Genomic DNA, 23,433 nt, shown 5'->3' on the forward strand with positions numbered 1-23,433 from the left:
TGCTCCGTGAGTGTTCAGGAGCAAGGGAAGCGGCGTACAGAAATTAACGGGCGTTTTCTTTGATAAAGCCACTTACAGTCGTGTCTTGCGCCATGTCGTTGATGACATCGCCTAACACCGTGTTAACGGCATTGGTAATATTTTCGTTATTGGCAGTAAACGCGCCCTGAACATTATAGGTTGAGCGGTAGTTCTTCACCTGCTTGTTGCCATTCGCCGCCTGAGAAATGATGGAAATATCCGCTTTGGTGGTGATGTTGTAGCGCAGGTTGCCTTCGGAGACATCAGCGTACAGGTGGTTTACTACGATCTGCAAGGCGACTGGGCCACCGGCTCCGATCATGTAACCGCGTGCGGTCATTTGTTTTTCCAACGCTTCTTGCAACAGAAAACGCAGATCGCGAGAAGGTGTCAGCGTAATCAGTTGGCCATCGCGATTCACTTTCGCCAGAGCTTGATCGGCGCGCTGGTCTGCACCATTGATGCTAATCGTTACGCCCATCAGCGTCGGATCCTGAGAAGGCACGCTAATTTTGGGGGTGATGTTCAAGGTGTTGCTTTTTGCTGCACATCCTGCAAGCAGAATTACGGCCAGAAGAGGGAAAAATAATTTTTTTAACATTCGTATTTTCTCAGTAATGATTAGTGTGGTGAGCTGACAAATATTGTTGATATCATATCATCGCCACAGGCAGGAAAAAGATCCGATAGCAGGTAAATTGTCCTGAAATTCATCTTTTTCACGCTTTTGACCTGGAAAAACCGTTTTTATCACATCAAGACCGTCGATGATATATCAACCCGTAGCGTACAGCTTTCTTCTTTCGATGCTGTTTTTACGCATAACAGGTTGAAAAACGATGAGGTTATAATGATTCGGGCATCGGTGAATGACAGTAATGTCGCGTTGATATCAAATTTTCCCCAAGCCGAAAGGGTAGCCGTATGATGCGTGAAACGATAGAAGACAAGCTGCGTGTGGGTTTTGAACCCGTTCATTTAGAAGTGACTGATGAGAGCTATCGTCACAACGTACCTGCGGGAGCAGAAAGCCATTTTAAAGTTGTGCTGGTCAGCGATAAATTCACGGGCGAACGCGTGATTGGGCGACATCGTGCGGTCTATGCCGTGTTGGCTACGGAGCTGGCAGGGTCAGTGCATGCGTTAGCGCTGCATACGTATACGGCAAAAGAGTGGACCAGTTTGCAAAATGCCGTACCTTCTTCACCGCCTTGCGGTGGCGCTGGCATCCTTTCTTAAGTCATTAATATGGCCCGTTCCTGACATATCGGGGCGGGTTACTGACAAAAGTGTGAATCCGTTGCTGTAATAGTCCGCCCGCCGTTCTCGACTCATCCTCTCTATATCGCTATAATACGCGTCTAATTTTTTCCTGAATGTATTCGGGACGCTTCTGACTACAAGGACGGGGTTGGCAATTTCCCGGTTCTGCGAGGTTGATTTGAGCTGTACGCCTTCGGTGGCGGCAGTCTGAATAAGTGTCGCTGTCGTGAGAGTTTTTCGTCGCGAGAATAGTTTTGGGGTTGACCGATCACTGTGATTTTTTGAGGTAACAAGATGCAAGTTTCAGTTGAAACAACTCAAGGTCTGGGACGTCGCGTAACGATTACCGTTGCTGCTGACATCATTGAGAGTGCGGTGAAGAGCGAGCTGGTCAACACGGCCAAAAAAGTACGTATTGACGGTTTTCGTAAAGGCAAAGTGCCGATGAATGTTGTTGCTCAGCGTTATGGTGCCTCTGTGCGTCAGGACGTATTGGGTGACCTGATGCAGCGCAACTTTGTTGACGCGATCATCAAAGAAAAAATTAATCCGGTTGGCGCGCCTAACTACATCCCTGGCGAATATGCTGTAGGTGGCGATTTCACTTACTCTGTTGAATTTGACGTGTACCCAGAAGTCGAGCTGAAAGGTCTGGATGCAATCGAAGTTGAAAAACCGGTTGTTGAAGTCACTGATGCTGACGTTGATACCATGCTGGACACGCTGCGTAAGCAACAGGCGACCTGGAAAGAAACTGACCGCGCTGCGGCAGCGGAAGATCGTGCAACGATCGATTTTACCGGTTCTATCGACGGTGAAGTCTTCGAAGGCGGAAAAGCGTCCGACTTCGTTCTGGCAATGGGCCAGAATCGCATGATCCCAGGCTTTGAAGATGGCATCGTTGGGCACAAAGCGGGTGAAGAATTCACTATCAACGTGAACTTCCCAGAAGATTACCACGCTGAAAACCTGAAAGGAAAAGCGGCTCAGTTCGCTATCGTCCTGAAGAAAGTTGAAGAGCGTGAGCTGCCTGAACTGACTGAAGAATTTATCAAACGTTTCGGCGTGGCTGATGGTTCTCAGGAAGGTCTGCGTGCTGAAGTTCGTAAAAATATGGAACGTGAGCTGAAAGGCGCGGTGCGTAACCGTGTTAAAACTCAGGTTCTGGACGGACTGATCAACGCCAACGAAATCGACGTGCCAGTTGCACTGATCGATGGCGAAATTGACGTTCTGCGTCGTCAGGCTGCGCAGCGTTTTGGCGGCAACGAGAAGCAAGCGCAGGAATTACCGCGTGAGCTGTTCGAAGAGCAAGCTAAACGCCGCGTTGTTATCGGTCTGTTGCTGGGCGAAGTCATCAGCAGCAATGAGCTGAAAGCTGACGAAGCACGCGTTAATGCACTGATCGAAGAGATGGCTTCTGCTTACGAAGATCCGCAGGAAGTTATCGAGTTCTACAGCAAAAATAAAGAGCTGCTGAACAACATGCGTAACGTCGCTCTGGAAGAGCAAGCGGTAGAAACCGTGCTTGCTAAAGCGAAGGTTGTTGAGAAATCAGTAAGCTTCAACGAACTGATGAATCAAACGACTACGGCATAAACCTTGTTGATATCAACATTGTTTATTGCGTAGCGGGAATGCTTCCCTATCAAAAGCCCGTGCCTTATGGCGCGGGCTTTTTGCTTGGTTCTTTGTGCAATACTGATGATGATCGTTTGGGGGCTACGTCGTATCTGGTTTTCCTGTCAGGGGATACACGAAGAATGACCGCCTGAAATTGCACTACTATTAAGTCAGGCAATTAACTCAGGCTGCGAATTTGTTAGGTCAGGCAACGAGTTAAACTGCAGCGTTGCCGTGCCGATAACGTATTAAGAATAAAATAATTGGCTCTTTAATAGAGAACGATTGATAGTGTAAGCTTGAAATACAATGCGTGTGCCCCCACTCACTGAAGAGGAAAAGTAGGCACAGCAGGTAAGGATTCTCGGCCATAAGGGTTGTTCAGCAAGGACGAGACAGGGTTCCGTAGTCATCCCCCCCTATCTCTAGTAGAATTGAACAATGCAATTGATTGAACAACGCTAAGAGTGCCGGACGCATTTTATCTAGGAGACGTGAATGTCATACAGTGGCGAACAAGAAAGACAAGCACCTCATATGGCGTTAGTGCCGATGGTGGTTGAACAGACCTCTCGCGGGGAACGTTCTTACGATATCTATTCCCGTCTGCTAAAAGAACGGATAATCTTCCTGACTGGTCAGGTTGAAGATCACATGGCGAATCTGGTTGTGGCACAGATGCTGTTTCTGGAAGCTGAAAACCCAGAAAAAGACATTTATCTGTACATTAACTCTCCAGGTGGCGTCATTACTGCTGGTATGTCTATTTACGACACCATGCAGTTTATCAAACCGGATGTTAGCACGATTTGTATGGGACAGGCTTGTTCCATGGGCGCGTTCCTGTTGACGGCGGGAGCCAAAGGCAAACGTATTTGCTTGCCTAACTCGCGCGTCATGATTCACCAGCCATTGGGCGGTTTCCAGGGACAGGCAACGGATATTGAAATCCATGCCAAAGAAATACTGAAAGTGAAAGCCAAGATGAATGAGCTGATGGCGAAACATACGGGTCAGCCTCTTGAAGCGATAGAGAGAGACACCGAGCGCGATCGTTTCCTCTCTGCCAGTGAGGCAGTAGACTACGGTTTGGTAGACTCCGTATTCACTAACCGTGGGTGATAATTCGCCATATTAGCGGTCTGGTGTAGCTAAAAATCAGTGTTCGACCGATAGTCTGTTGTGCGAGGTTATTTTACGCGTATTAGCTATAAGTATCGGCGTTCGTTGTAGCGGTATCGCTGTGGTTGGCCTGCGGGCAAAAGACGAAAAAGAGGTTTAACTCATGACAGATAAGCGCAAAGACGGTTCAGGAAAGTTACTGTACTGCTCTTTTTGCGGCAAAAGCCAGCATGAAGTGCGTAAGCTGATTGCCGGGCCGTCGGTGTATATCTGCGATGAATGTGTTGACTTGTGTAACGACATTATTCGCGAAGAAATTAAGGAAGTGGCGCCCCACCGTGAGCGCAGTGCGTTGCCGACGCCACACGAAATTCGCCGCCACCTTGACGATTACGTCATCGGTCAAGAGCAGGCCAAGAAGGTGTTGGCCGTTGCGGTGTATAACCACTATAAACGCTTGCGTAATGGTGACAGCAGCAACGGGATCGAACTGGGTAAAAGTAACATCCTGCTGATCGGTCCTACAGGGAGCGGTAAAACGCTGCTGGCTGAAACGCTGGCGCGCTTCCTGGACGTTCCGTTTACTATGGCGGATGCGACTACGCTGACTGAAGCGGGCTACGTCGGTGAAGACGTTGAGAACATCATTCAGAAGCTGTTGCAGAAGTGCGACTACGATGTGCAGAAAGCGCAGCGTGGCATTGTCTACATCGATGAAATCGACAAGATTTCTCGTAAATCAGACAACCCATCGATCACCCGCGATGTCTCTGGTGAAGGCGTTCAGCAGGCTCTGCTGAAGCTGATCGAAGGCACTATCGCAGCGGTTCCACCGCAGGGTGGACGTAAGCATCCGCAGCAGGAGTTCTTGCAGGTTGATACCTCCAAGATCCTCTTTATCTGTGGCGGTGCGTTCGCGGGTCTGGACAAAGTGATCGAGCAGCGTACCGACACGGGACGCGGCATTGGCTTTAACGCAACGGTTAAAGGCACCGCAGATAAAGCGACAGAAGGCGAGTTGTTGGGCAAGGTTGAGCCAGGTGATTTGATTAAATTCGGTTTGATTCCTGAGTTTATTGGTCGTCTGCCAGTCGTTGCTACGCTGAGAGAACTGAGCGAAGATGCGCTGATTCAGATTCTGCGTGAGCCGAAGAATGCGCTGACTAAACAGTATCAGGCGTTGTTCAATCTGGAAGGCGTCGAGCTGGAATTCCGCGATGAAGCGCTGACGGCGATTGCCAAGAAAGCGATGGTGCGTAAAACCGGTGCGCGTGGTCTGCGTTCTATCGTTGAAGCTGCTCTGCTGGATACTATGTATGACCTGCCATCGCTGGAAAGCGTGGATAAAGTCGTCATTGATGAATCCGTTATTGCGGGCCAGTCCGAACCATTGTTGATCTATGGCAAACCCGAGACACAGCAGGCTTCCGGCGAATAATTAATCAATTTGGCTGCATCAAAAAATAAAAATGGGGGATTTTATCCCCCATTTGTTTTTTACACGCATGCTGGTCGTTGAATGTGAGACATTTATCCCCATATACTCAAATACCTATTTGATGAAACCCGTGAAAACCGCGTTTCACGAGATTCCCATAACCTGGCGGAAACGAAACTAAGAGAGAGCTCTATGAACCCTGAGCGTTCCGAACGCATAGAAATCCCCGTATTGCCATTGCGCGATGTGGTGGTTTATCCGCACATGGTCATTCCGTTGTTTGTTGGTCGGGAGAAATCGATTCGGTGCCTTGAAGCCGCAATGGATCATGATAAGAAGATCATGCTGGTGGCACAGAAAGAAGCTTCAACGGATGAGCCAAGTATTAACGATCTTTTCTCGGTAGGGACGGTAGCCTCAATTCTTCAAATGCTGAAACTGCCGGACGGCACGGTAAAAGTGCTGGTCGAAGGGTTACAGCGTGCGCGTATTACGACGCTTTCTGACAGCGGTGAACATTTCGCTGCACACGCAGAATATCTTGATTCCCCAGCGATTGATGAGCGCGAGCAAGAAGTGCTCATGCGCACGGCGGTCAATCAGTTTGAGGGATACATCAAGCTGAACAAGAAGATCCCGCCGGAAGTGCTGACATCTCTGAACAGCATTGATGATGCTGCGCGTTTGGCCGACACCATTGCTGCGCACATGCCGCTGAAATTGGCTGATAAGCAGTCTGTACTTGAAATGTTCGATATTACTGAACGTTTGGAGTATCTGATGGCGATGATGGAATCCGAAATCGACCTGTTGCAGGTAGAAAAACGGATTCGTGGCCGCGTTAAGAAGCAAATGGAAAAAAGCCAGCGTGAGTACTATCTGAATGAGCAAATGAAAGCTATTCAGAAAGAGCTGGGTGAGATGGATGACGCACCGGATGAACACGAAGCGTTAAAACGCAAGATTGAAGCGGCAAAAATGCCGAAAGACGCGCGTGAGAAAGCCGAAGCAGAATTACAAAAGCTGAAAATGATGTCACCGATGTCAGCAGAAGCGACAGTGGTGCGCAGCTATATCGACTGGATGGTGCAGGTGCCGTGGAATGCGCGCAGCAAAGTGAAGAAAGACTTGCTGAAAGCGCAGGAAATGCTGGATACCGATCATTATGGTCTGGATCGCGTGAAAGAACGCATCCTTGAATATCTCGCAGTACAGAGCCGTGTCAGCAAGATCAGAGGGCCGATTCTGTGTCTGGTGGGGCCGCCTGGCGTGGGTAAAACCTCGCTCGGTCAGTCTATCGCCAAAGCGACCGGACGTCAGTATGTGCGCATGGCGCTGGGTGGCGTGCGTGACGAAGCGGAAATCCGTGGGCACCGTCGTACCTATATCGGTTCAATGCCGGGCAAGCTAATCCAGAAAATGGCAAAAGTTGGTGTGAAAAACCCACTATTCCTGCTGGATGAGATCGACAAGATGTCTTCTGACATGCGTGGCGATCCGGCTTCTGCTCTGCTAGAAGTGCTCGATCCTGAGCAGAACGTGGCGTTTAACGATCACTATTTGGAAGTCGACTACGATCTGTCCGATGTGATGTTTGTTGCGACGTCTAACTCCATGAACATCCCGGCACCGCTGCTTGACCGTATGGAAGTCATTCGTCTTTCCGGCTATACCGAAGACGAAAAACTGAATATCGCCAAACAGCATTTGCTGCCGAAACAGATCGAACGTAATGCGCTGAAAAATGGCGAACTGTCGGTAGAAGACAGTGCAATTGTTGGCATTATCCGTTATTACACGCGTGAAGCTGGCGTGCGTAGCCTCGAGCGTGAAATCTCCAAGCTGTGCCGTAAAGCAGTAAAAACGCTGTTGATGGATAAATCCACTAAGCATATCCAGATTTCGGGCGATAACCTTAAGGATTTCCTTGGGGTACAGCGTTTTGACTATGGCCGTGCGGACGATGAAAATCGCGTAGGGCAGGTGACCGGACTGGCCTGGACGGAAGTTGGCGGCGATCTGCTGACGATTGAAACCGCCTGCGTGCCGGGCAAAGGTAAGCTGACTTATACCGGTTCGTTAGGTGAGGTCATGCAGGAGTCGATTCAGGCTGCGCTTACCGTGGTTCGCGCCCGTGCAGAAAAATTAGGCATCAATGCTGATTTTTACGAGAAGCGTGATATCCACGTTCACGTTCCAGAAGGTGCGACGCCGAAAGACGGTCCGAGTGCGGGTATCGCTATGTGTACCGCACTGGTTTCTTGTTTGACTGGGAATCCGGTGCGTGCCGATGTGGCGATGACGGGTGAGATTACCCTGCGTGGTCTGGTGCTGCCGATTGGTGGTCTGAAAGAGAAACTGCTGGCAGCACACCGTGGTGGCATCAAGACGGTCTTGATTCCTGATGACAACAAGCGCGATCTGGAAGATATCCCACAGAACGTGATTGCCGATCTGGAAATCCATCCGGTGAAACGTATCGAGGAAGTCTTGGCGTTCGCATTGCTGAATTCGCCTTCTGGCATGCAAGTGGTCACGGCGCCTAAAGCCAAGGCCAAAGCCAAGGCAAAATAGTGACCTGTCGCAAAAACCCTTGAGAAAATCGGGGCTGGTGAGTGAAATCGTACTTGCCAGCTTTTTTTTGTACCGCTAAGTTAGAGCACTGTTAGTTTTAGCCATAACTAGCTAGGCATGACAGTATTGATAATAAGTCACGTGTCGCGTCTTGGGACATTGAAGCGCGATAAGAGAATTCCAGAGGGGATGACAGAGTGAACAAGTCACAATTGATCGACAAAATTGCCGCAGATGCTGATATTTCCAAAGCGGCAGCAGGGCGTGTGTTGGATGCAATTATTGGTTCCGTTACCGAATCCCTGAAAGAAGGGGATGATGTTGCTTTGGTTGGTTTTGGTACTTTCTCAGTGCGTGAACGTGCTGCTCGTACCGGCCGTAACCCGCAAACTGGTAAAGAAATCAGTATCCCTGCGGCGAAAGTACCAGGATTCCGTGCTGGTAAAACGCTGAAAGACGCCGTTAACTGATTATTACGTCACAGGTTTGGCTGATAACCACTTTGGGTGCCAAACAATACCTGACGCAATGATATTGGTAGGGTAAGATACGAGGCGCATCATTTTATGATGTGTCTTTTATTTATATAGGATTTTACCCTAAATAATTCGAGTTGCGTGAAGGCGGCAAGAGAGGGAATCCCGATGAGTTTACTTAAGTAAGTGATTCGGGTGACTGAACGCAGCCAACGCACATGCAACTTGAAGTATGACGGGTATATACATACCCGACACATGGCAGAACGTGGCGGGCAATAAGCTTAAGTGCGCCCTAGCCTTGTATTGGGCTATAGCAATCGCAAGGATGCATGGCTCCGGCCAGCGCAGGGAGTTTTATCCATTCTACAGCGGAGTGTTGTCACATTATGATGGACAATTTACGTACGGCCGCGAATAACGTCGTGCTCAAAATTATTCTTGCTTTGATCATCGCATCATTCGTTCTAACTGGCGTTGGTGATTATCTTATTGGTGGTTCAGGAGATTACGCTGCAAAGGTGAACGGGCAGGAAATTACCCGCGCACAGCTTGAGCAGGCGGTACAGAACGAACGCAGTCGTCAGCAGGAAGCCTTGGGTGAGAATTTCTCTCTTCTGGCGAGTAATGACGGCTACATGCAGCAATTGCGTAGGCAGGCACTCTCCCAACTCATTGATGAAACTTTGCTGGATCAGTATGCCAACAAGCTGGGACTGAACATCAGTGATGAGCAAATCAAACAGGCGATCTTTGACGTTCCCGCGTTTCAGACCAACAACCGTTTTGATAATGAAAAGTATCTGGATCAGGTTCGTCGTCTTGGCGTAACACCGGATATGTATGCTCAGATGCTGCGTAAACAACTGACTTCACAGCAGTTGATTCGTGGCTTTGGCAATACCGCGTTCCTGCTGCCGCAGGAGATCGATAACCTGGTGAAACTGGCTGCACAAGATCGCGTTGTCCGTGTTGCAACCATTGATATTGCTGCCAAGGCGAAAGCCCAGACGGTTGCTGACGATGAAGTCCAGAGTTATTACGATCAAAACAAAGGGAATTTCATCGCACCAGAAGAATTCAAAGTCAGCTATATCACGCTGGATGCGGCAAGCATCATGGACGGCATAAAAGTAGATGATGCTGCCATCAACGATTTCTACGAACAGAACAAGAGCGACTATTCCCAACCTGAGCGCAAAAAATTCAGCGTTATTCAGGTGAAGAATGAGGCCGATGCAGCGTCTGTTCTGGATGCGCTGAAGCAAGGTGGTGATTTCGCTACGCTGGCGAAAGAAAAATCAACGGACGTTATCTCGCGCCGCAACGGTGGCGATCTGGGATGGATGGACGAAAACAGCATGATTGATGAGCTGAAGCAGGCAAAACTGACGGAGAAAGGTCAGGTTTCCGAAGCGATTAAATCATCTGTTGGCTATCTGGTTGTGCGTCTGGATGATGTTCAGCCGCAGCAGGTCAAACCGCTGAGCGAAGTGCGTGCCGAGATCGCTGAGAAAGTGAAGCACGAGAAAGCGCAGGATGGTTACTATGCGCTGCAACAAAAAGTCAGCGAAGCGGCTAGCAATGACAACGAATCTCTGGCTTCAGCAGAAGAAGCGGCCGGTGTGAAAGCCACGCAGACCGACTGGTTTACGCGAGAGAAAGTTCCCGCTGCGCTGAACTTCCAGCCAGTAACGCAGGCTATCTTTAGCGGTGCGCTGTTGGGCGAAAACGGTGCTGCGGGCAACAACTCCGATGTGATTAACGTCGACGGCGATCGTGCTTTCGTTCTGCGTATCACTGAGCACAAGCCTGAAAGTACTCGCCCTCTGGATCAGGTGCGTACTGAGATCGTTGAGGTGTTGAAACGTCAGAAGGCTGAACAGCAGACTCGTGTAGACGCTGAAAAAATGCTAGCTGAGTTGAAGCAAGGTAAAGACGATGCGCTTAAAGCGGCAGGTCTGAGCTTTGGTGAAGCAAAAACGATGTCTTCTATTTCTCAGGGTGATGCAACGGCCGAAGCAATCTTTGCTATGCCGCATCCAGAAAAGGATAAGCCATCTTATGCGATTACTCAGGATCAGGCGGGTAATGTCGTGCTGGTCGCGCTGGATAGCGTGACGCCACATCAGCTAAACGATGAGCAGAAAACACAGTTTGCCAGCCAGGTTCAGCAAGGTTCTCTGGGCGCGCTGTTTGATTCTCTGTTGTCCAGCTTGCGTAGTGAAGCGAAAATCAAGATGGGCAATGCGGCGCAAGAACAGCAATAAGCTCCGCAAAAATTTGCAAATCGTTGCAACAACAAAAGGCCGCTTTCGCGGCCTTTTCCACATTTAAATTCTGCTGTTTGCGGTGTTGAACGGTCTGCGGCAAGGTAGCCGTGCTGTCACACACAAGGAGGAAACAGCATGAAAAAATCAGGAATAAAAGCACTGTGCTTAATCATCGGAATGAGTTTGTCTGGGTTGCCATTACTGGGTCAGGCGGCACCTAAAGCTGCCGACAGTACGGCGACAGCAGTGAAGTCTGGGCCAGCAGATCAGAAAGCGGAAAAAGCAACGCTTCCTGATGGTGACGAGGATAAGGTAAGCATTAATGCAGCAAACGCTGCTGATTTGGCGGAAATAATGAACGGTGTCGGCCTTAAAAAAGCGGAAGCGATCGTTAACTATCGTGAGCAAAATGGCCCTTTTACCCAGATCGATCAATTAACGGAGGTCCCGGGAATTGGGGCGGCGTTGGTTGAGCGAAATCTCTCTCGTTTAAAACTGTGATATCAGTCGCAGCCCAGTCGAGCACTTCTTCTGGGCTGCGAACCTCTGCTAGGCTAATTATCAGGTCATACCAGTTATTGGTGTTGTCACAGGAGTACTACCGCCATGCAGACTTTCATTACCGTTCGTGGTTATCACATTGATGTTTATCAGCACGTTAATAACGCGCGCTATCTGGAGTTTTTGGAAGAGGCGCGTTGGCAATGGCTGGAAACATTGCCTGCTTTTGGCTGGATGCATAGCAACAAGATTGCTTTCGTCGTGGTGAATATCAATATCAACTATCGCAAGCCAGCCGTTCTCGGTGACGTGCTGCGTATTGATAGCGAACTGCTACAGATGAATACGAAGAGTGGCGTGATCAGTCAGAAGATAACCCGAGTGTCTGATGAAAGCGATGTGGCGGATGCCACGCTGACGTTTGTCTGTATCGATTTATTGACGCAAAAATCACTGCCGCTGGAGGGCGAGTTGCTGGAACACCTAAACGAGATTCGCCGTTAATATGAAGCAACAGGCCACTACCTGTAAGGCGTGGCCTGCTGTTTTAGATTGTGTGATGTTGCTGCGTGTCGGTTTCTGAATGGTGGCGTGAAATATCAGCGTAATCCTGCTTTCTGCTTCAGCGATGCCATGACAGCCACGGAATCATTCTGATACTGCGCAAGCCCGTTTGCTCGTAAATGACAAGCGGCACACTGACCACACCCATCACCCTTGATGCCGTTATAGCAGGTTAGCGTGTGGTAACGAACGGTATCGAGTTGCTGGTAATGATCCGCCAGCGCCCAGGTTTCGGCCTTATTAAGCCACATCAGCGGGGTTTCAAAACGGATATCGCGGGCAATACCTAAAACAATAGCCTGATTCAGTGCCTTGACGAATTCATCGCGACAATCTGGGTAACCGGAAAAGTCGGTCTCACACACGCCGGTAATGACGGCTTCCGCACCAACCTGATAGGCGTAGATAGAGGCGAGCGTCAGGAAGAGAATGTTTCTTCCTGGAACAAAGGTGTTGGGGATGCCCTGTGCATTGGCGTCGTAATCGGGGACTGGGATACTGTCACGCGTCAAGCTGCTGGTGGCGAGCTCATTCAGCAAGCCGACGTCCAGAACCTTATGCGCCGTTGCCCCCAGCTTCTGGCTGAGTTCCCGAGCGACATCAATTTCAGCACGGTGACGTTGCCCATAATCGAAGGTGATGCAGTGGACGTCATCATAATCTTGCAGAGCCTGAATCAGGCAGGTTGTGGAATCTTGTCCACCGCTAAAAACGACAACAGCACGCTTCATTCTTCATTCACCTTAATGCGGGGTGTGATGTAAAGCCGCTATTTTACCTGAAAAATAGCCCGTATTCAGCGCTGCGGCTGTGCGCTGAATACACCAGCCTCACACCAGGTTGAGTTCCGGCATGAGAGGTGACATTTCTGGGGTGTTCAGGGCATCAAGGTAGGGGCTTATATCGCCGATATTTTTTTCTACCCAACTGCTGTTGTAGTAGGTGTCAAGATAGCGTTCGCCGCTGTCGCAGAGCAGGGTCACAATCGCGCCTTTTTGACCCCGACTCACCATCTCTTTGGCTAGTTGCAGCATACCCCAGACGTTGGTGCCGGTAGAGGCACCTGCTTTGCGGCCTAACACGCTTTCTAGCCAGTACAGCGTTGCGATGCTGGCGGCATCCGGCACTTTGATCATGCTATCAATGACGTCAGGAATAAAAGAAGGCTCGGCACGCGGGCGACCAATACCTTCTATCCGGCTACCGCATGGGCCAGTGATGGAGCGATCCCGCTGTTGGTAACAATCGTAGAAGACGGAGTGTTCTGGATCGACGACGACCAGTTGTGTATCTAGCCCCTGATAGCGAATGTAGCGTCCGAGCGTGGCTGACGTACCGCCAGTTCCTGCGCTCATTACGATGTAATCCGGCACGGTATGCGGTTCACGTGCCATTTGGCGGTAAATGCTGTCGGCAATATTGTTGTTGCCGCGCCAGTCGGTGGCACGTTCCGCGTAGGTGAACTGATCCATATAATGGCCGTTCATCTCTTGTGCGAGCTGTTCGGATGCGGCATAGATTTGTCCCGCCTGTTCGACAAAATGGCAGCGGCCGCCATAGAAAGCGATTTGCTCGATTTTCTTTTTTGCGGTACAGGAAGGCATGACGGCGATAAACGGCAGGCCAAGCAAACGTGCAAAGTAGGCTTCTGAGACGGCGGTACTGCCGGATGACGCTTCGATAATCGGCGTGTCTTCTTTAATCCAGCCGTTGCATAGCCCGTAGAGAAATAAGGAACGAGCCAGGCGATGCTTCAGGCTACCGCTGGGGTGCGTGCTTTCATCTTTGAGATAAAAATAGATACCCGGATAATCCGGCAGGGTCAGACGGATAAGATGCGTATCAGCCGAACGCTGAAAATCTGCTTCGATAGCGCTGATGGCATTTTTAACCCAGGCATTGGTCATGATAAAAACTCGGTTAGGCAGTGATGCGAATAGAGTAACGAGTTTTCAGGATAAAAAGGTTATCTTTTTATCTATTCATGACCAATTTAAGGGAATTATTTACTCTTTATTTCTGGTTTATTGGGAATATTTTTCATTTTCCTGGCTGAGGGATGCTTACCCAAAAAACATGGCGATGGCTGCTGCTAGCGCAACGAGAGCCATTAAAGCGAACGCCATATTGATGGCGCTGATAATGAAAGGGAATGCGATCACGGCGATACCAAGCATGGCTGCGCTCATGCTTGGTCTAGTGGATTCACGGCGAGCGAAGCCAAAAACAGCGAAAATTATCGCAAGGCAACCTAATACGGATGTTGCTGCAATCACTAACCGTTCTTCATTGAATGAAGATTGCTGTGGTGGTGTGGGGGCCGCTTTTCCCATTAATCTATCCAACGTGGTATCACGGATGGAGACAATTTTTTCTGCGATTCGCTCTTCAATCGGTACTTCTGGTGTTGATGGCCCGACCCAAAAGTAAGATACGGCAATCACTAATCCGATTGCGCCCAAAATCATACCTATAGTACTGAGTTTATTGTTTTTATCTTTTGTCATCGTTTCGCCACTCCTGGTTGGCATAAAATAGATCACTGGCTGATACATAATGAATTGTAGAAATCAGTCTGCCAGTTTGTTGTATCACCTTTCGTGAAAGGCAATTAAATTCGATACTATACAATTTGTTATGTTTTTTCATTATCGAATGGTGATGTGGTTTGCTGATGTTATCAGTGGATATTGAAAGCAATTTTGGGCGGGAAGAATATTGCTTTTTTCTCTTAATCGGGGAAAGTAGGGAAAAGTTTTCCATGAGGTGGCGCTATGCTAGATAAAATTGATCGCACACTGCTGAATATGCTGCAACAGGATTGCACACTTTCACTACAGACGCTGGCCGATGCGGTTAATCTGACATCTACGCCATGCTGGAAACGACTAAAGCGTATGGAAGAGGAAGGGATTATCCGGGCTCGTGTGGCGCTGTTGGATAATGAACGTCTGGGGTTAGGGCTGACGGCGTTTGTCTTATTGAAGACGCAGCAGCACAACCGTGACTGGTATCAGACCTTCACCCGCGTAGTGTCTGACATGCCGGAGGTGCTGGCTTTCTATCGCATGGCTGGTGAGTACGACTACCTAATGCAGGTTCAGGTTGCTGATATGAAAAGCTATGATGATTTCTATAAGCGGTTGGTGAATGGTATTCCCGGGCTGGTCGATGTAACATCTAGCTTTGCTATGGAACGAATCAAACATACCACGGCATTGCCCTTATCCCTGTGATTCATCGTTTATCCGTCTTTTGTATAATCACCTTTCTGAGTCTGTCATGACCCGTCTGGCTATTGGAATGAAAACCGCGTGAGACTGTTTGCTCAACTGAGTTGGTATTTTCGCCGCGAATGGCGGCGTTATCTGGGTGCTGTTGCGCTATTGATTGCGATTGCTATTCTGCAATTGCTGCCCCCTAAACTGGTCGGCGTGATTGTCGATGGTGTGACGCAGCACGGCATGTCGATGGCCGAAATGATGAAGTGGATTGGCGTGATGCTGCTGACTGCCGTCATGGTCTATCTGCTGCGCTATGTGTGGCGCGTGTTCCTGTTTGGTGCGTCATACCAGTTGGCGGTTGAGCTGCGAGAGGATTTTTACCGTCAACTGAGTCGCCAGCATCCGGCATTTTATCAACGTCACCGAACCGGCGATCTGATGGCGCGAGCGACTAACGATGTCGATCGCGTGGTCTTTGCCGCTGGAGAAGGCGTGTTGACGCTGGTCGATTCGATGGTGATGGGCTGCGCCGTTCTGGTTGTCATGTGTACTCAAATTAGTTGGGAACTGACCTTGCTGGCGCTGCTTCCGATGCCGGTCATGGCGATTTTCATCAAACGCTACGGCACCCAACTGTATAACCGCTTTAAATCTGCACAGGCGGCGTTTTCCTCGCTTAACGATCAGGCGCAGGAGGGCTTGACCAGTATTCGGATGATTAAAGCCTTCGGGTTGGAAAACTATCAGTCCGCGCGTTTTGCACAGGTTGCGGCGGATGCCGGTGCCAAAAACATGCACGTCGCTCGCGTTGATGCCCGCTTCGATCCCACCATTTATATTGCCGTTGGGCTTTCGAATTTGCTGGCGATTGGCGGAGGCAGTTGGATGGTGATTAACGGTTCGCTGACGTTAGGCTTGTTGACCAGCTTTGTCATGTATCTGGGGTTGATGATCTGGCCGATGCTGGCGCTGGCCTGGATGTTTAATATTGTTGAGCGTGGTAGCGCGGCATATAGCCGTATTCGTCAACTGCTTGCGGAAGATCTCGTGGTGAAAGACGGTGAGGAGTCCTTGCCTGCCGAGCGGGGCGTGCTGGACGTGAATATCTCCGCGTTTCGCTACCCGGATAATACCCGTGATGCTTTACAACATATTCAGTTTACGCTGGCACCGGGTAATATGCTGGGGCTATGTGGGCCGACAGGATCGGGTAAAAGTACGCTGCTAGCGTTGATTTTGCGTCATTTCGATACCCAATCGGGAGAGATTCGTTATCACGATCGCCCATTGAGTACCATTCGGTTGGATGAACTTCGGAGCCGTTTTGCCGTTGTGGGGCAAATGCCCTTTTTGTTTTCCGATACGGTGGGACGAAACATCGCACTGGGTCGGCCTGATGCTACCCAACAACAGATTGAACAGGCTGCGCGGCTTGCCAGCGTTCATGACGACATTCTGCGTTTGCCTCAGGGTTACCAGACGGAGGTCGGAGAGCGCGGCGTGATGTTATCAGGCGGTCAAAAACAGCGGATCGCGATTGCCCGTGCATTACTGCTGGATGCTGAAATTCTGGTGCTGGACGATGCGCTGTCTGCGGTTGATGGGCGAACGGAGCATCAGATTTTGCAGAATCTCAAAACGTGGGGCGAAAAACGGACGCTGATCATCAGCGCACATCGCCTGTCAGCCCTAACCGAAGCGAATGAAATCGTGGTGTTGCAGCAAGGACAAACGGTGCAGCGTGGCACACACCGAACGCTGGCGGCACAACCTGGCTGGTATCGGGATATGTACCGTTATCAACAGCTGGAGGCGGCGCTGGATGATGTGTCGCAGTTTGAAGGAACGAAAAATGAATAGCCCTCAACAGTTTTGGCCAACCCTGAAACGTTTGCTGGCCTATGGCTCCCCTTGGAGAAAACCGCTGATGCAGGGCGTCCTGATGCTGTGGATTGCCGCAATTGCTGAAGTCTCAGGCCCTGTGTTAGTGAGCTATTTTATTGATGATTTGATAGCAAAAGGCCAGTTCCCGCTGGCGATTGCGGCTGGTCTGGCAATGGCCTATATCCTGCTGCAAATTCTGGCGGCCTCGCTGCACTATTTTCAGACGCTGCTGTTTAACCGGGTAGCGGTCGGTGTCGTTCAGCAACTGCGTATTGATGTGATGGACGCGGCGTTGCGCCAGCCACTGAGTACATTCGATACGCAACCTGTTGGGCAACTGATTTCACGCGTCACCAATGATACTGAGGTGGTAAAAGACCTGTACGTCATGGTGGTGTCAACGGTATTACGCAGTGCGGCGCTGGTTGGTGCCATGCTGGTGGCGATGTTCAGTCTGAACTGGCAGATGGCGCTGGTTGCGTTGATGATTTTCCCTGCGGTCGCGACGGTTATGGTGCTGTACCATCGCTTTAGTACGCCGACTGTGCGCAAAGTGCGAAGCTATCTGGCCGACATTAATGATGGTTTCAACGAAGTGATTAATGGCATGGGCGTCATTCAGCAGTTTCGCCAGCAGGCTCGCTTTGGCAAGAAACTGGGCGCAGCCAGCTATGAACATTATGAAGCGCGGATGAAGGCCCTGCGTCTGGAAGGTTTCCTGCTGAGGCCGTTGCTGAGCCTGTTTGCCGCAATGGTGCTGTGTGGCTTGTTAATCCAATTTGGTTTCAGTTCAATTGGATCGGTTGGCGTCGGGGTCTTGTACGCGTTTATCAACTATTTGGGCCGTCTGAATGAACCGTTGATTGAACTGACAACCCAGCAGTCCATGTTGCAGCAGGCCGTCGTCGCCGGTGAACGTATTTTTGAATTGATGGATGGCAAAAAGCAGAGCTACGGCGATGATGAGCGTCCCCTGGCGACTGGGCGCGTCGATATTGATGAGGTTTCTTTCTCGTATGGCACAGAAAAACGTGTGCTACAGAATATTTCTCTGACGATACCAGAGCGCGGATTCGTCGCGCTGGTCGGACATACCGGCAGTGGGAAAAGTACGTTAGCCAGTTTGCTTATGGGGTATTACGTGCCAGATGAGGGTGAGATTCGGCTTGATGGCCGCCCGCTGTCGACGCTCTCTCATGCGGTGTTGCGCCAAAATGTGGCAATGGTGCAACAGGATCCGGTTGTGCTGGCGGAATCCATGTTTGTGAATGTAACGCTGGGGCGTGATATCAGCGAAGAGGCCGTCTGGCGCGTGCTGGAAGTGGTGCAGCTCGCCGAACTGGTTCGGGCTTTCCCTGAAGGATTGCATACGCGTATTGGTGAGCAGGGGAATAACCTGTCTACCGGACAAAAGCAGCTGTTGGCGATCGCACGGGTACTGGTGCAAACGCCTAAGATCCTGATTCTCGATGAGGCGACGGCGAATATTGACTCTGGCACGGAACAAGCAGTGCAAAAGGCGCTCCGTATCATCAGGGAACAGACGACCTTGATTATCATCGCTCATCGGCTTTCCACTATCGTTGAGGCTGACACGATTATGGTGCTCCATCATGGGCAAACCGTTGAACGGGGAACACATGATCAACTGCTACAACAGCAGGGGCGCTATTATCAAATGTATCAGTTGCAACTTGCCGGAGAGGATCTTGCCGCTACCAGCACTGAGCCTTGCCCTGCGCACTGAGACTGACCTGAGATAGTATCCCGGTCTGCACCGCCTTGTGTGGTGCAGACTGACAGTCTATTCATGGCTTCGCACCATCAATAAGCATCGCGATTCTGGTTTCCCCTCGAGTTGCACTAAAAACACCCTTCACGCACTACATTGGTGCAATTCTTGCCCAGATCTTCCTGAATTTCTTTCCCATACTGTTTTCTTTTTGCCCTTTCTTATCGTTAATCGCGTTCTCTTTCCTGATTTATGCCAGATAAATCATTTATGGCACACCCTTTGCTTTAGTCATGACGTAGACCTACTTCATAGAGCACGTAATCGAACAAGTGACGGGCGAAAGCCTGAACGTAATGGCTAGGGGGAAGATAAATGAAACTGGTTACTGTGGTGATAAAACCATTCAAGCTGGAAGATGTACGTGAAGCGTTATCTTCTGTCGGCATCCAGGGACTCACCGTCACTGAGGTGAAAGGATTTGGTCGTCAGAAAGGGCACGCGGAGCTATATCGCGGCGCGGAGTACAGCGTCAACTTTTTACCCAAGGTAAAAATTGATATCGCAATTGCAGACGATCAACTGGATGAAGTGATCGATGTCATCAGCAAAGCCGCGTACACCGGAAAAATTGGTGACGGCAAAATTTTTGTCGCCGAGTTGCAAAGAGTTATCCGTATTCGTACGGGTGAAACTGACGAAGCCGCACTTTAACAACACCTAGCGTAGATACGTAAATAGGGATGGATGAAAATGAAAAAACTACTCTCTTCATTAGGTCTCGGTGTGGCGGCATTACTCCCGTCCTGGGCAATGGCTGCGACACCGACGATTGATAAAGCGGATAACGCTTTTATTATGATTTGTACCGCACTGGTACTCTTTATGACTATACCGGGCATTGCACTGTTTTACGGCGGCCTGATTCGTTCTAAGAACGTTTTGTCCATGATGACGCAGGTGAGCGTGACGTTCGCGATGGTTTGTATCCTGTGGGTCGTTTACGGATATAGCCTGGCCTTCAGCGAAGGGAATGCTTTCTTCGGTGGCTTCAGCACCTTTATGCTGAAAGGCATCGGGATTGAGTCCATCAGCGGCACCTACTATCAATTTGTACATGTGGCCTATCAGGCTTCCTTTGCCTGCATCACCGTCGCGCTGATTGTCGGTGCGATTGCTGAGCGTATTCGTTTCTCTGCGGTGCTGATCTTCGTTGCGCTGTGGCTGACGTTCTCCTACCTGCCGATGACGCACATGGTATGGGGCGGTGGCTATCTGGCTGCGGATGGCGCGCTGGACTTTGCTGGTGGTACGGTGGTTCACATCAACGCCGCGGTTGCTGGGTTGGTGGGTGCTTACCTGCTGGGCAAGCGTGCTGGTTTTGGCAAAGAAGCCTTCAAACCGCATAACCTGCCAATGGTATTTATCGGTACGGCGATTCTGTACATCGGCTGGTTTGGTTTCAATGCCGGTTCTGCAGGTGCTGCGAACGGTATCGCCGCTCTGGCTTTCCTGAACACCGTTGTCGCGACTGCTGCTGCAATTCTGGCATGGGTTGGCGGTGAGTGGATGGTACGTGGTAAGCCTTCTCTTCTGGGCGCATGCTCTGGTTGTATCGCTGGTCTGGTGGCAATCACGCCAGCAGCGGGTACGGTTGGCGTCGGCGGTGCCCTGATCATCGGTCTGGCTGGTGGCGTTGCAGGCCTGTGGGGCGTAACGGTACTGAAAAGATGGCTGCGTGTGGATGACCCGTGTGATGTGTTCGGTGTTCACGGCGTGTGCGGTATCGTTGGCTGTATCCTGACTGGCGTATTTACCTCAGCCTCACTGGGTGGTACTGGCTATGCGGAAGGTGTGACGATGGCGCATCAGGTTTGGGTTCAGTTGTTCAGCGTCATTGTTTGTCTGGTGTTGTCCGGCGTGGTGGCATTCGTTGCCTTCAAAGTGGCGGATATGATTGTCGGCCTGCGTGTACCTGAAGATCAAGAGCGCGAAGGTCTGGACGTCAACAGTCATGGCGAGAGTGCTTACAACCAATAAGATCGCGTAAATTAATCAGTGAGATCGTTTGAGTACAGTAAGCAGGCGTGGGGAAACTCCACGCCTGCTTTATTATCAGTCTTAAACCACCTCCTGATGAGGTGGTTTTTTACGTTACGAGGCTGCCGCAAGGTTTACGGCTGGCGGCGACGTATGACGCCTTCCTGCACGCTGGATGCAACCAGCACGCCTTCCCGGGTATAGAATTGCCCACGAACGAAACCACGAGCACCGGATGCAGACGTGCTTTCTACGGTATATAACAGCCAGTCATCCAGCCGGAAATCACGATGGAACCACATCGAGTGATCGATTGTGGCGACCTGCATACCCGGTTCTAAAAAGCCAACGCCGTGAGGCTGCAAGGCCGTGAGTAGGAAATTGCAGTCAGACGTATAGCCGAGTAGATATTGGTGAATACGCTTATCGTCGGGTAGCGGACTGCTGGCACGGCACCAGACGTGTCGCACTGGCTCATCCACTTCGCCTTTTAGTGGGTTATGGAATTTAACCGGGCGCATCTCAATCGGGCTGGCCTGAATAAATTTATCGCGAAAGCGGGGCGGCAGAAGGTGCTGCATGTCTTGTGCGATTTCCTGCTCGGATTTCAGATCCTCAGGCGGTGCGACGTTTGGCATCACATTCTGGTGCTCAAACCCTTCTTCATGACTTTGAAATGAGGCCGTCATATAAAAAATAGGGCGACCATTCTGGATAGCCCTAACGCGTCTGGCACTGAAACTGTTGCCGTCACGTAGGTTTTCAACGTCATAAATAATGGGTTTCTGACTGTCGCCGGGTAGCAAAAAGTAGCTGTGGAAAGAGTGAATGTTGCGCTCGACGGGGACAGTCTGTTTGGCAGCCGACATGGCCTGGCCGACGACTTGCCCGCCAAAGACCTGACGCAGCCCCAAATCATCGCTTTGTCCGCGGAATAGCCCTTCTTCGAGCTTCTCTAAATGCAGGAGGTCGAGAAGATGTTGTAGTGATTGACTCATGGTATCGGCCCCAATGTATGCGAATGGCTAGTTATCTGCTTGTTTTGTAATATGTAAAATGTCTGATTGTGACTTTTTACTGCAATAAATGTGTGGATTTAAGGAAAATATCAGAATATTGCACCATCATTATTGTGTTGGTTGAATCATACTATTTATGAGTGCCGGTTTTCGATACCGGTAGTCTGACAATAATAAAGGAGACTGACCGAATGAAATTATGGCATATCTTAGGCGGTATCACGTTATCGATGACTCTGGCTGCATGTGCACAGAGGAGTGATTATGGCGTTTCTCCTCAGACTGGCGCACCTGTCACCAGTGTTTCCTCACAGCGCCCGGCTGTCGCGATGCCTGCGGTAACAGGTACTGTGAATATTCGTCAGCGCATTGCGCTACCTCACAACGCCGTTTTGACCGTTACCGTGTCTGATGCATCGCTGGCGGATGCGCCTTCCAAAGTGATTACCCAGCGTGTGACGCGTACAGGAGGGAAGCAGGCACCTTTCCAATTCGAGCTACCGTATAACCCGGCTGATATCCAGCCCAATGCGCGTATCTTACTCAGTGCAGCGGTTGCGATCGATAATCGCATCGTGATGGTGACGGAAAACGTCTTGCCGGTTATTAGCAACGGGGTGAATAACGCCGATTTGGTGCTGGTTCCTGTCGCCTCTGTCCCCTTACCAGCGAAAAATCAGGGATCAATGATGTCTAATCCGACGAATCAGACTCCTCATATGCTTCAGGGGCAACCTGCTTCGTCATCTGTGGCTCCGCAGCCAGTCTGGTAATTCATCTGGATACGCGCCGTTATGGCGCGTATTGCCAGCGATATTTCGCAAGATCAATTTTTCCCTGACGATTGAAAATAATGCCCTCCGCCTGTAGCGCTGACTTCTGGCGTACATAGTCTCCACCGACCAGCGATATTTCGCCTTTACGATTGATTACTCGATGCCAGGGGAGTTTGCTGTCTTTTGGCAGGCGTTTTAATACCCCGCCGACTTGCCGAGATGCCCTAGGTGAATCGGCAAGCTGTGCGATGTCGCCATAGGTCGCTATTTTTCCGTAAGGAATCGCTGCGACGATTTGAAAAACGCGCTGGCGGAAATTATCGTTTTCTTCTGACATCAGCGGATATTCCTGCTGTTCCTAAACCGATTGAACATCATAGTGGCACAGTGGGGTGGGTAAGAAAACAACGGTTAGTCTGTGTTAGCTTGCAATTGCTTATCCCATCGCCGATAATGCCCACCGCTTTGTGACACGTTGCGATTATCATGTGCACGCTGTTATAAAGTCGTCAATGGAGGCCCTGTCGGTTCTCCCGCAACACTAACCTGTGGATTCGGTCAGGTCCGGAAGGAAGCAGCCGCAGCAGGAGACGTGTGTGCCGGGATGTAGCTGGCAGGGCCTCCACCAATTTGTGCCCTCGGTACTTCATCGCCAGACTGGTCTTCATCTTCTGCACGTAAATTAAATTCTCTGCCATAAACCCATTTCCTGACAGACGTAAACGCTGAGCCGCCATTCTTTGCTCGATAGGTGTCATTTACCGATCGCTGTTTCTTCGAGAGGATGACTGTGCATCTTTACTTAGCGAGTAATAATTGCGGTAATTATTACATCCTCTATTTTCATCACAGGATATACCATTCGTGGATGCTATCAATGCGATTGTTATAAACGATGAATTT

21 protein-coding genes and 1 other RNA gene are annotated in these 23,433 nt (G+C 50.1%); 16 read left to right on the forward strand and 6 right to left on the reverse strand.

What is annotated here, in order from left to right; all coding sequences use genetic code 11:
- Window positions 1-43: 43 nt before the first annotated feature.
- Window positions 44-622: a lipoprotein gene (locus EIP93_RS06065; RefSeq protein WP_103862985.1), complete on the reverse strand. Its 579-nt coding sequence runs from the start codon at window positions 620-622 to the stop codon at window positions 44-46.
- A 323-nt stretch (window positions 623-945) separates the two neighbouring features.
- Here EIP93_RS06065 and bolA point away from each other — a divergent pair, with 323 nt between their 5' ends.
- The 9 genes from bolA to EIP93_RS06110 all read left to right on the forward strand — a co-directional run bounded on the left by bolA (window position 946) and on the right by EIP93_RS06110 (window position 11,795).
- The gene (gene bolA / locus EIP93_RS06070; RefSeq protein ID WP_039485477.1) at window positions 946-1,260 is read left to right on the forward strand and encodes a transcriptional regulator BolA; all 315 of its coding nucleotides are present in this window, start codon (window positions 946-948) and stop codon (window positions 1,258-1,260) included.
- Window positions 1,261-1,578: 318 nt separating this feature from the next.
- Complete coding sequence (tig, locus tag EIP93_RS06075; RefSeq protein WP_095993939.1) at window positions 1,579-2,883, forward strand: trigger factor; 1,305 nt, start codon at window positions 1,579-1,581, stop codon at window positions 2,881-2,883.
- A 522-nt stretch (window positions 2,884-3,405) separates the two neighbouring features.
- Window positions 3,406-4,029 (forward strand): ATP-dependent Clp endopeptidase proteolytic subunit ClpP, encoded by a 624-nt coding sequence (gene clpP / locus EIP93_RS06080; RefSeq protein WP_010282141.1) that lies wholly within the window; start codon window positions 3,406-3,408, stop codon window positions 4,027-4,029.
- 163 nt (window positions 4,030-4,192) lie between these two features.
- On the forward strand, window positions 4,193-5,467 hold the full coding sequence (gene clpX / locus EIP93_RS06085; RefSeq protein ID WP_039485483.1) for an ATP-dependent protease ATP-binding subunit ClpX: 1,275 nt from the start codon (window positions 4,193-4,195) through the stop codon (window positions 5,465-5,467).
- 192 nt (window positions 5,468-5,659) lie between these two features.
- Window positions 5,660-8,041 carry an endopeptidase La gene (gene lon, locus EIP93_RS06090; RefSeq protein ID WP_103862987.1) on the forward strand — a complete coding sequence of 794 codons (2,382 nt, stop codon included), beginning with the start codon at window positions 5,660-5,662 and terminating at the stop codon, window positions 8,039-8,041.
- 197 nt (window positions 8,042-8,238) lie between these two features.
- The gene (gene hupB, locus EIP93_RS06095; protein ID WP_005976031.1) at window positions 8,239-8,511 is read left to right on the forward strand and encodes a nucleoid-associated protein HU-beta; all 273 of its coding nucleotides are present in this window, start codon (window positions 8,239-8,241) and stop codon (window positions 8,509-8,511) included.
- Window positions 8,512-8,906: 395 nt separating this feature from the next.
- Entirely contained in the window at window positions 8,907-10,787 is a 1,881-nt protein-coding gene (ppiD, locus tag EIP93_RS06100) for a peptidylprolyl isomerase (RefSeq protein ID WP_103862988.1), read from the forward strand.
- Between the two features lie 138 nt (window positions 10,788-10,925).
- Entirely contained in the window at window positions 10,926-11,291 is a 366-nt protein-coding gene (locus tag EIP93_RS06105) for a helix-hairpin-helix domain-containing protein (protein WP_125232436.1), read from the forward strand.
- Between the two features lie 105 nt (window positions 11,292-11,396).
- The gene (locus tag EIP93_RS06110) at window positions 11,397-11,795 is read left to right on the forward strand and encodes an acyl-CoA thioesterase (protein WP_103862990.1); all 399 of its coding nucleotides are present in this window, start codon (window positions 11,397-11,399) and stop codon (window positions 11,793-11,795) included.
- Window positions 11,796-11,890: 95 nt separating this feature from the next.
- Here EIP93_RS06110 and queC read toward each other — a convergent pair whose 3' ends face one another.
- The 3 genes from queC to EIP93_RS06125 form a co-directional block, all read right to left on the reverse strand.
- Window positions 11,891-12,586, reverse strand: coding sequence for a 7-cyano-7-deazaguanine synthase QueC (gene queC / locus EIP93_RS06115; protein WP_109224981.1), 696 nt, complete (start codon window positions 12,584-12,586; stop codon window positions 11,891-11,893).
- 99 nt (window positions 12,587-12,685) lie between these two features.
- Window positions 12,686-13,762: a PLP-dependent cysteine synthase family protein gene (locus tag EIP93_RS06120; RefSeq protein WP_103970613.1), complete on the reverse strand. Its 1,077-nt coding sequence runs from the start codon at window positions 13,760-13,762 to the stop codon at window positions 12,686-12,688.
- A gap of 156 nt (window positions 13,763-13,918) precedes the next feature.
- Window positions 13,919-14,362, reverse strand: coding sequence for a hypothetical protein (locus tag EIP93_RS06125; protein WP_072036776.1), 444 nt, complete (start codon window positions 14,360-14,362; stop codon window positions 13,919-13,921).
- A 267-nt stretch (window positions 14,363-14,629) separates the two neighbouring features.
- Between EIP93_RS06125 and EIP93_RS06130 the strand changes: the two genes are divergently transcribed.
- From EIP93_RS06130 to amtB, 5 genes are all read left to right on the forward strand, one after another.
- Window positions 14,630-15,091: an Lrp/AsnC family transcriptional regulator gene (locus tag EIP93_RS06130; protein ID WP_103970614.1), complete on the forward strand. Its 462-nt coding sequence runs from the start codon at window positions 14,630-14,632 to the stop codon at window positions 15,089-15,091.
- Window positions 15,092-15,169: 78 nt separating this feature from the next.
- Window positions 15,170-16,939: a SmdA family multidrug ABC transporter permease/ATP-binding protein gene (locus tag EIP93_RS06135; RefSeq protein ID WP_125232437.1), complete on the forward strand. Its 1,770-nt coding sequence runs from the start codon at window positions 15,170-15,172 to the stop codon at window positions 16,937-16,939.
- Window positions 16,932-18,710, forward strand: a complete 1,779-nt coding sequence (locus tag EIP93_RS06140) for a SmdB family multidrug efflux ABC transporter permease/ATP-binding protein (RefSeq protein WP_103941785.1) — start codon at window positions 16,932-16,934, stop codon at window positions 18,708-18,710. The genes EIP93_RS06135 and EIP93_RS06140 overlap by 8 nt, the downstream gene beginning before the upstream one ends.
- A gap of 360 nt (window positions 18,711-19,070) precedes the next feature.
- Complete coding sequence (gene glnK / locus EIP93_RS06145; RefSeq protein ID WP_002208627.1) at window positions 19,071-19,409, forward strand: P-II family nitrogen regulator; 339 nt, start codon at window positions 19,071-19,073, stop codon at window positions 19,407-19,409.
- A gap of 39 nt (window positions 19,410-19,448) precedes the next feature.
- Window positions 19,449-20,735, forward strand: coding sequence for an ammonium transporter AmtB (amtB, locus tag EIP93_RS06150; RefSeq protein ID WP_161973278.1), 1,287 nt, complete (start codon window positions 19,449-19,451; stop codon window positions 20,733-20,735).
- A 134-nt stretch (window positions 20,736-20,869) separates the two neighbouring features.
- Here the strand turns inward: amtB and tesB are convergent, their stop codons facing one another.
- Window positions 20,870-21,733 (reverse strand): acyl-CoA thioesterase II, encoded by an 864-nt coding sequence (gene tesB / locus EIP93_RS06155; RefSeq protein ID WP_040031226.1) that lies wholly within the window; start codon window positions 21,731-21,733, stop codon window positions 20,870-20,872.
- 212 nt (window positions 21,734-21,945) lie between these two features.
- Here tesB and EIP93_RS06160 point away from each other — a divergent pair, with 212 nt between their 5' ends.
- On the forward strand, window positions 21,946-22,527 hold the full coding sequence (locus EIP93_RS06160) for a YbaY family lipoprotein (protein WP_103941783.1): 582 nt from the start codon (window positions 21,946-21,948) through the stop codon (window positions 22,525-22,527).
- 19 nt (window positions 22,528-22,546) lie between these two features.
- Here EIP93_RS06160 and EIP93_RS06165 read toward each other — a convergent pair whose 3' ends face one another.
- On the reverse strand, window positions 22,547-22,867 hold the full coding sequence (locus EIP93_RS06165) for an MGMT family protein (RefSeq protein ID WP_015839360.1): 321 nt from the start codon (window positions 22,865-22,867) through the stop codon (window positions 22,547-22,549).
- Window positions 22,868-23,052: 185 nt separating this feature from the next.
- Here EIP93_RS06165 and ffs point away from each other — a divergent pair.
- An RNA gene (ffs, locus tag EIP93_RS06170) (signal recognition particle sRNA small type) lies at window positions 23,053-23,149 on the forward strand.
- The last annotated feature ends 284 nt before the right edge of the window (window positions 23,150-23,433 follow it).

Source organism: Pectobacterium versatile (assembly GCF_003932035.1).
In the GTDB taxonomy this organism is placed as follows: domain Bacteria; phylum Pseudomonadota; class Gammaproteobacteria; order Enterobacterales; family Enterobacteriaceae; genus Pectobacterium; species Pectobacterium versatile.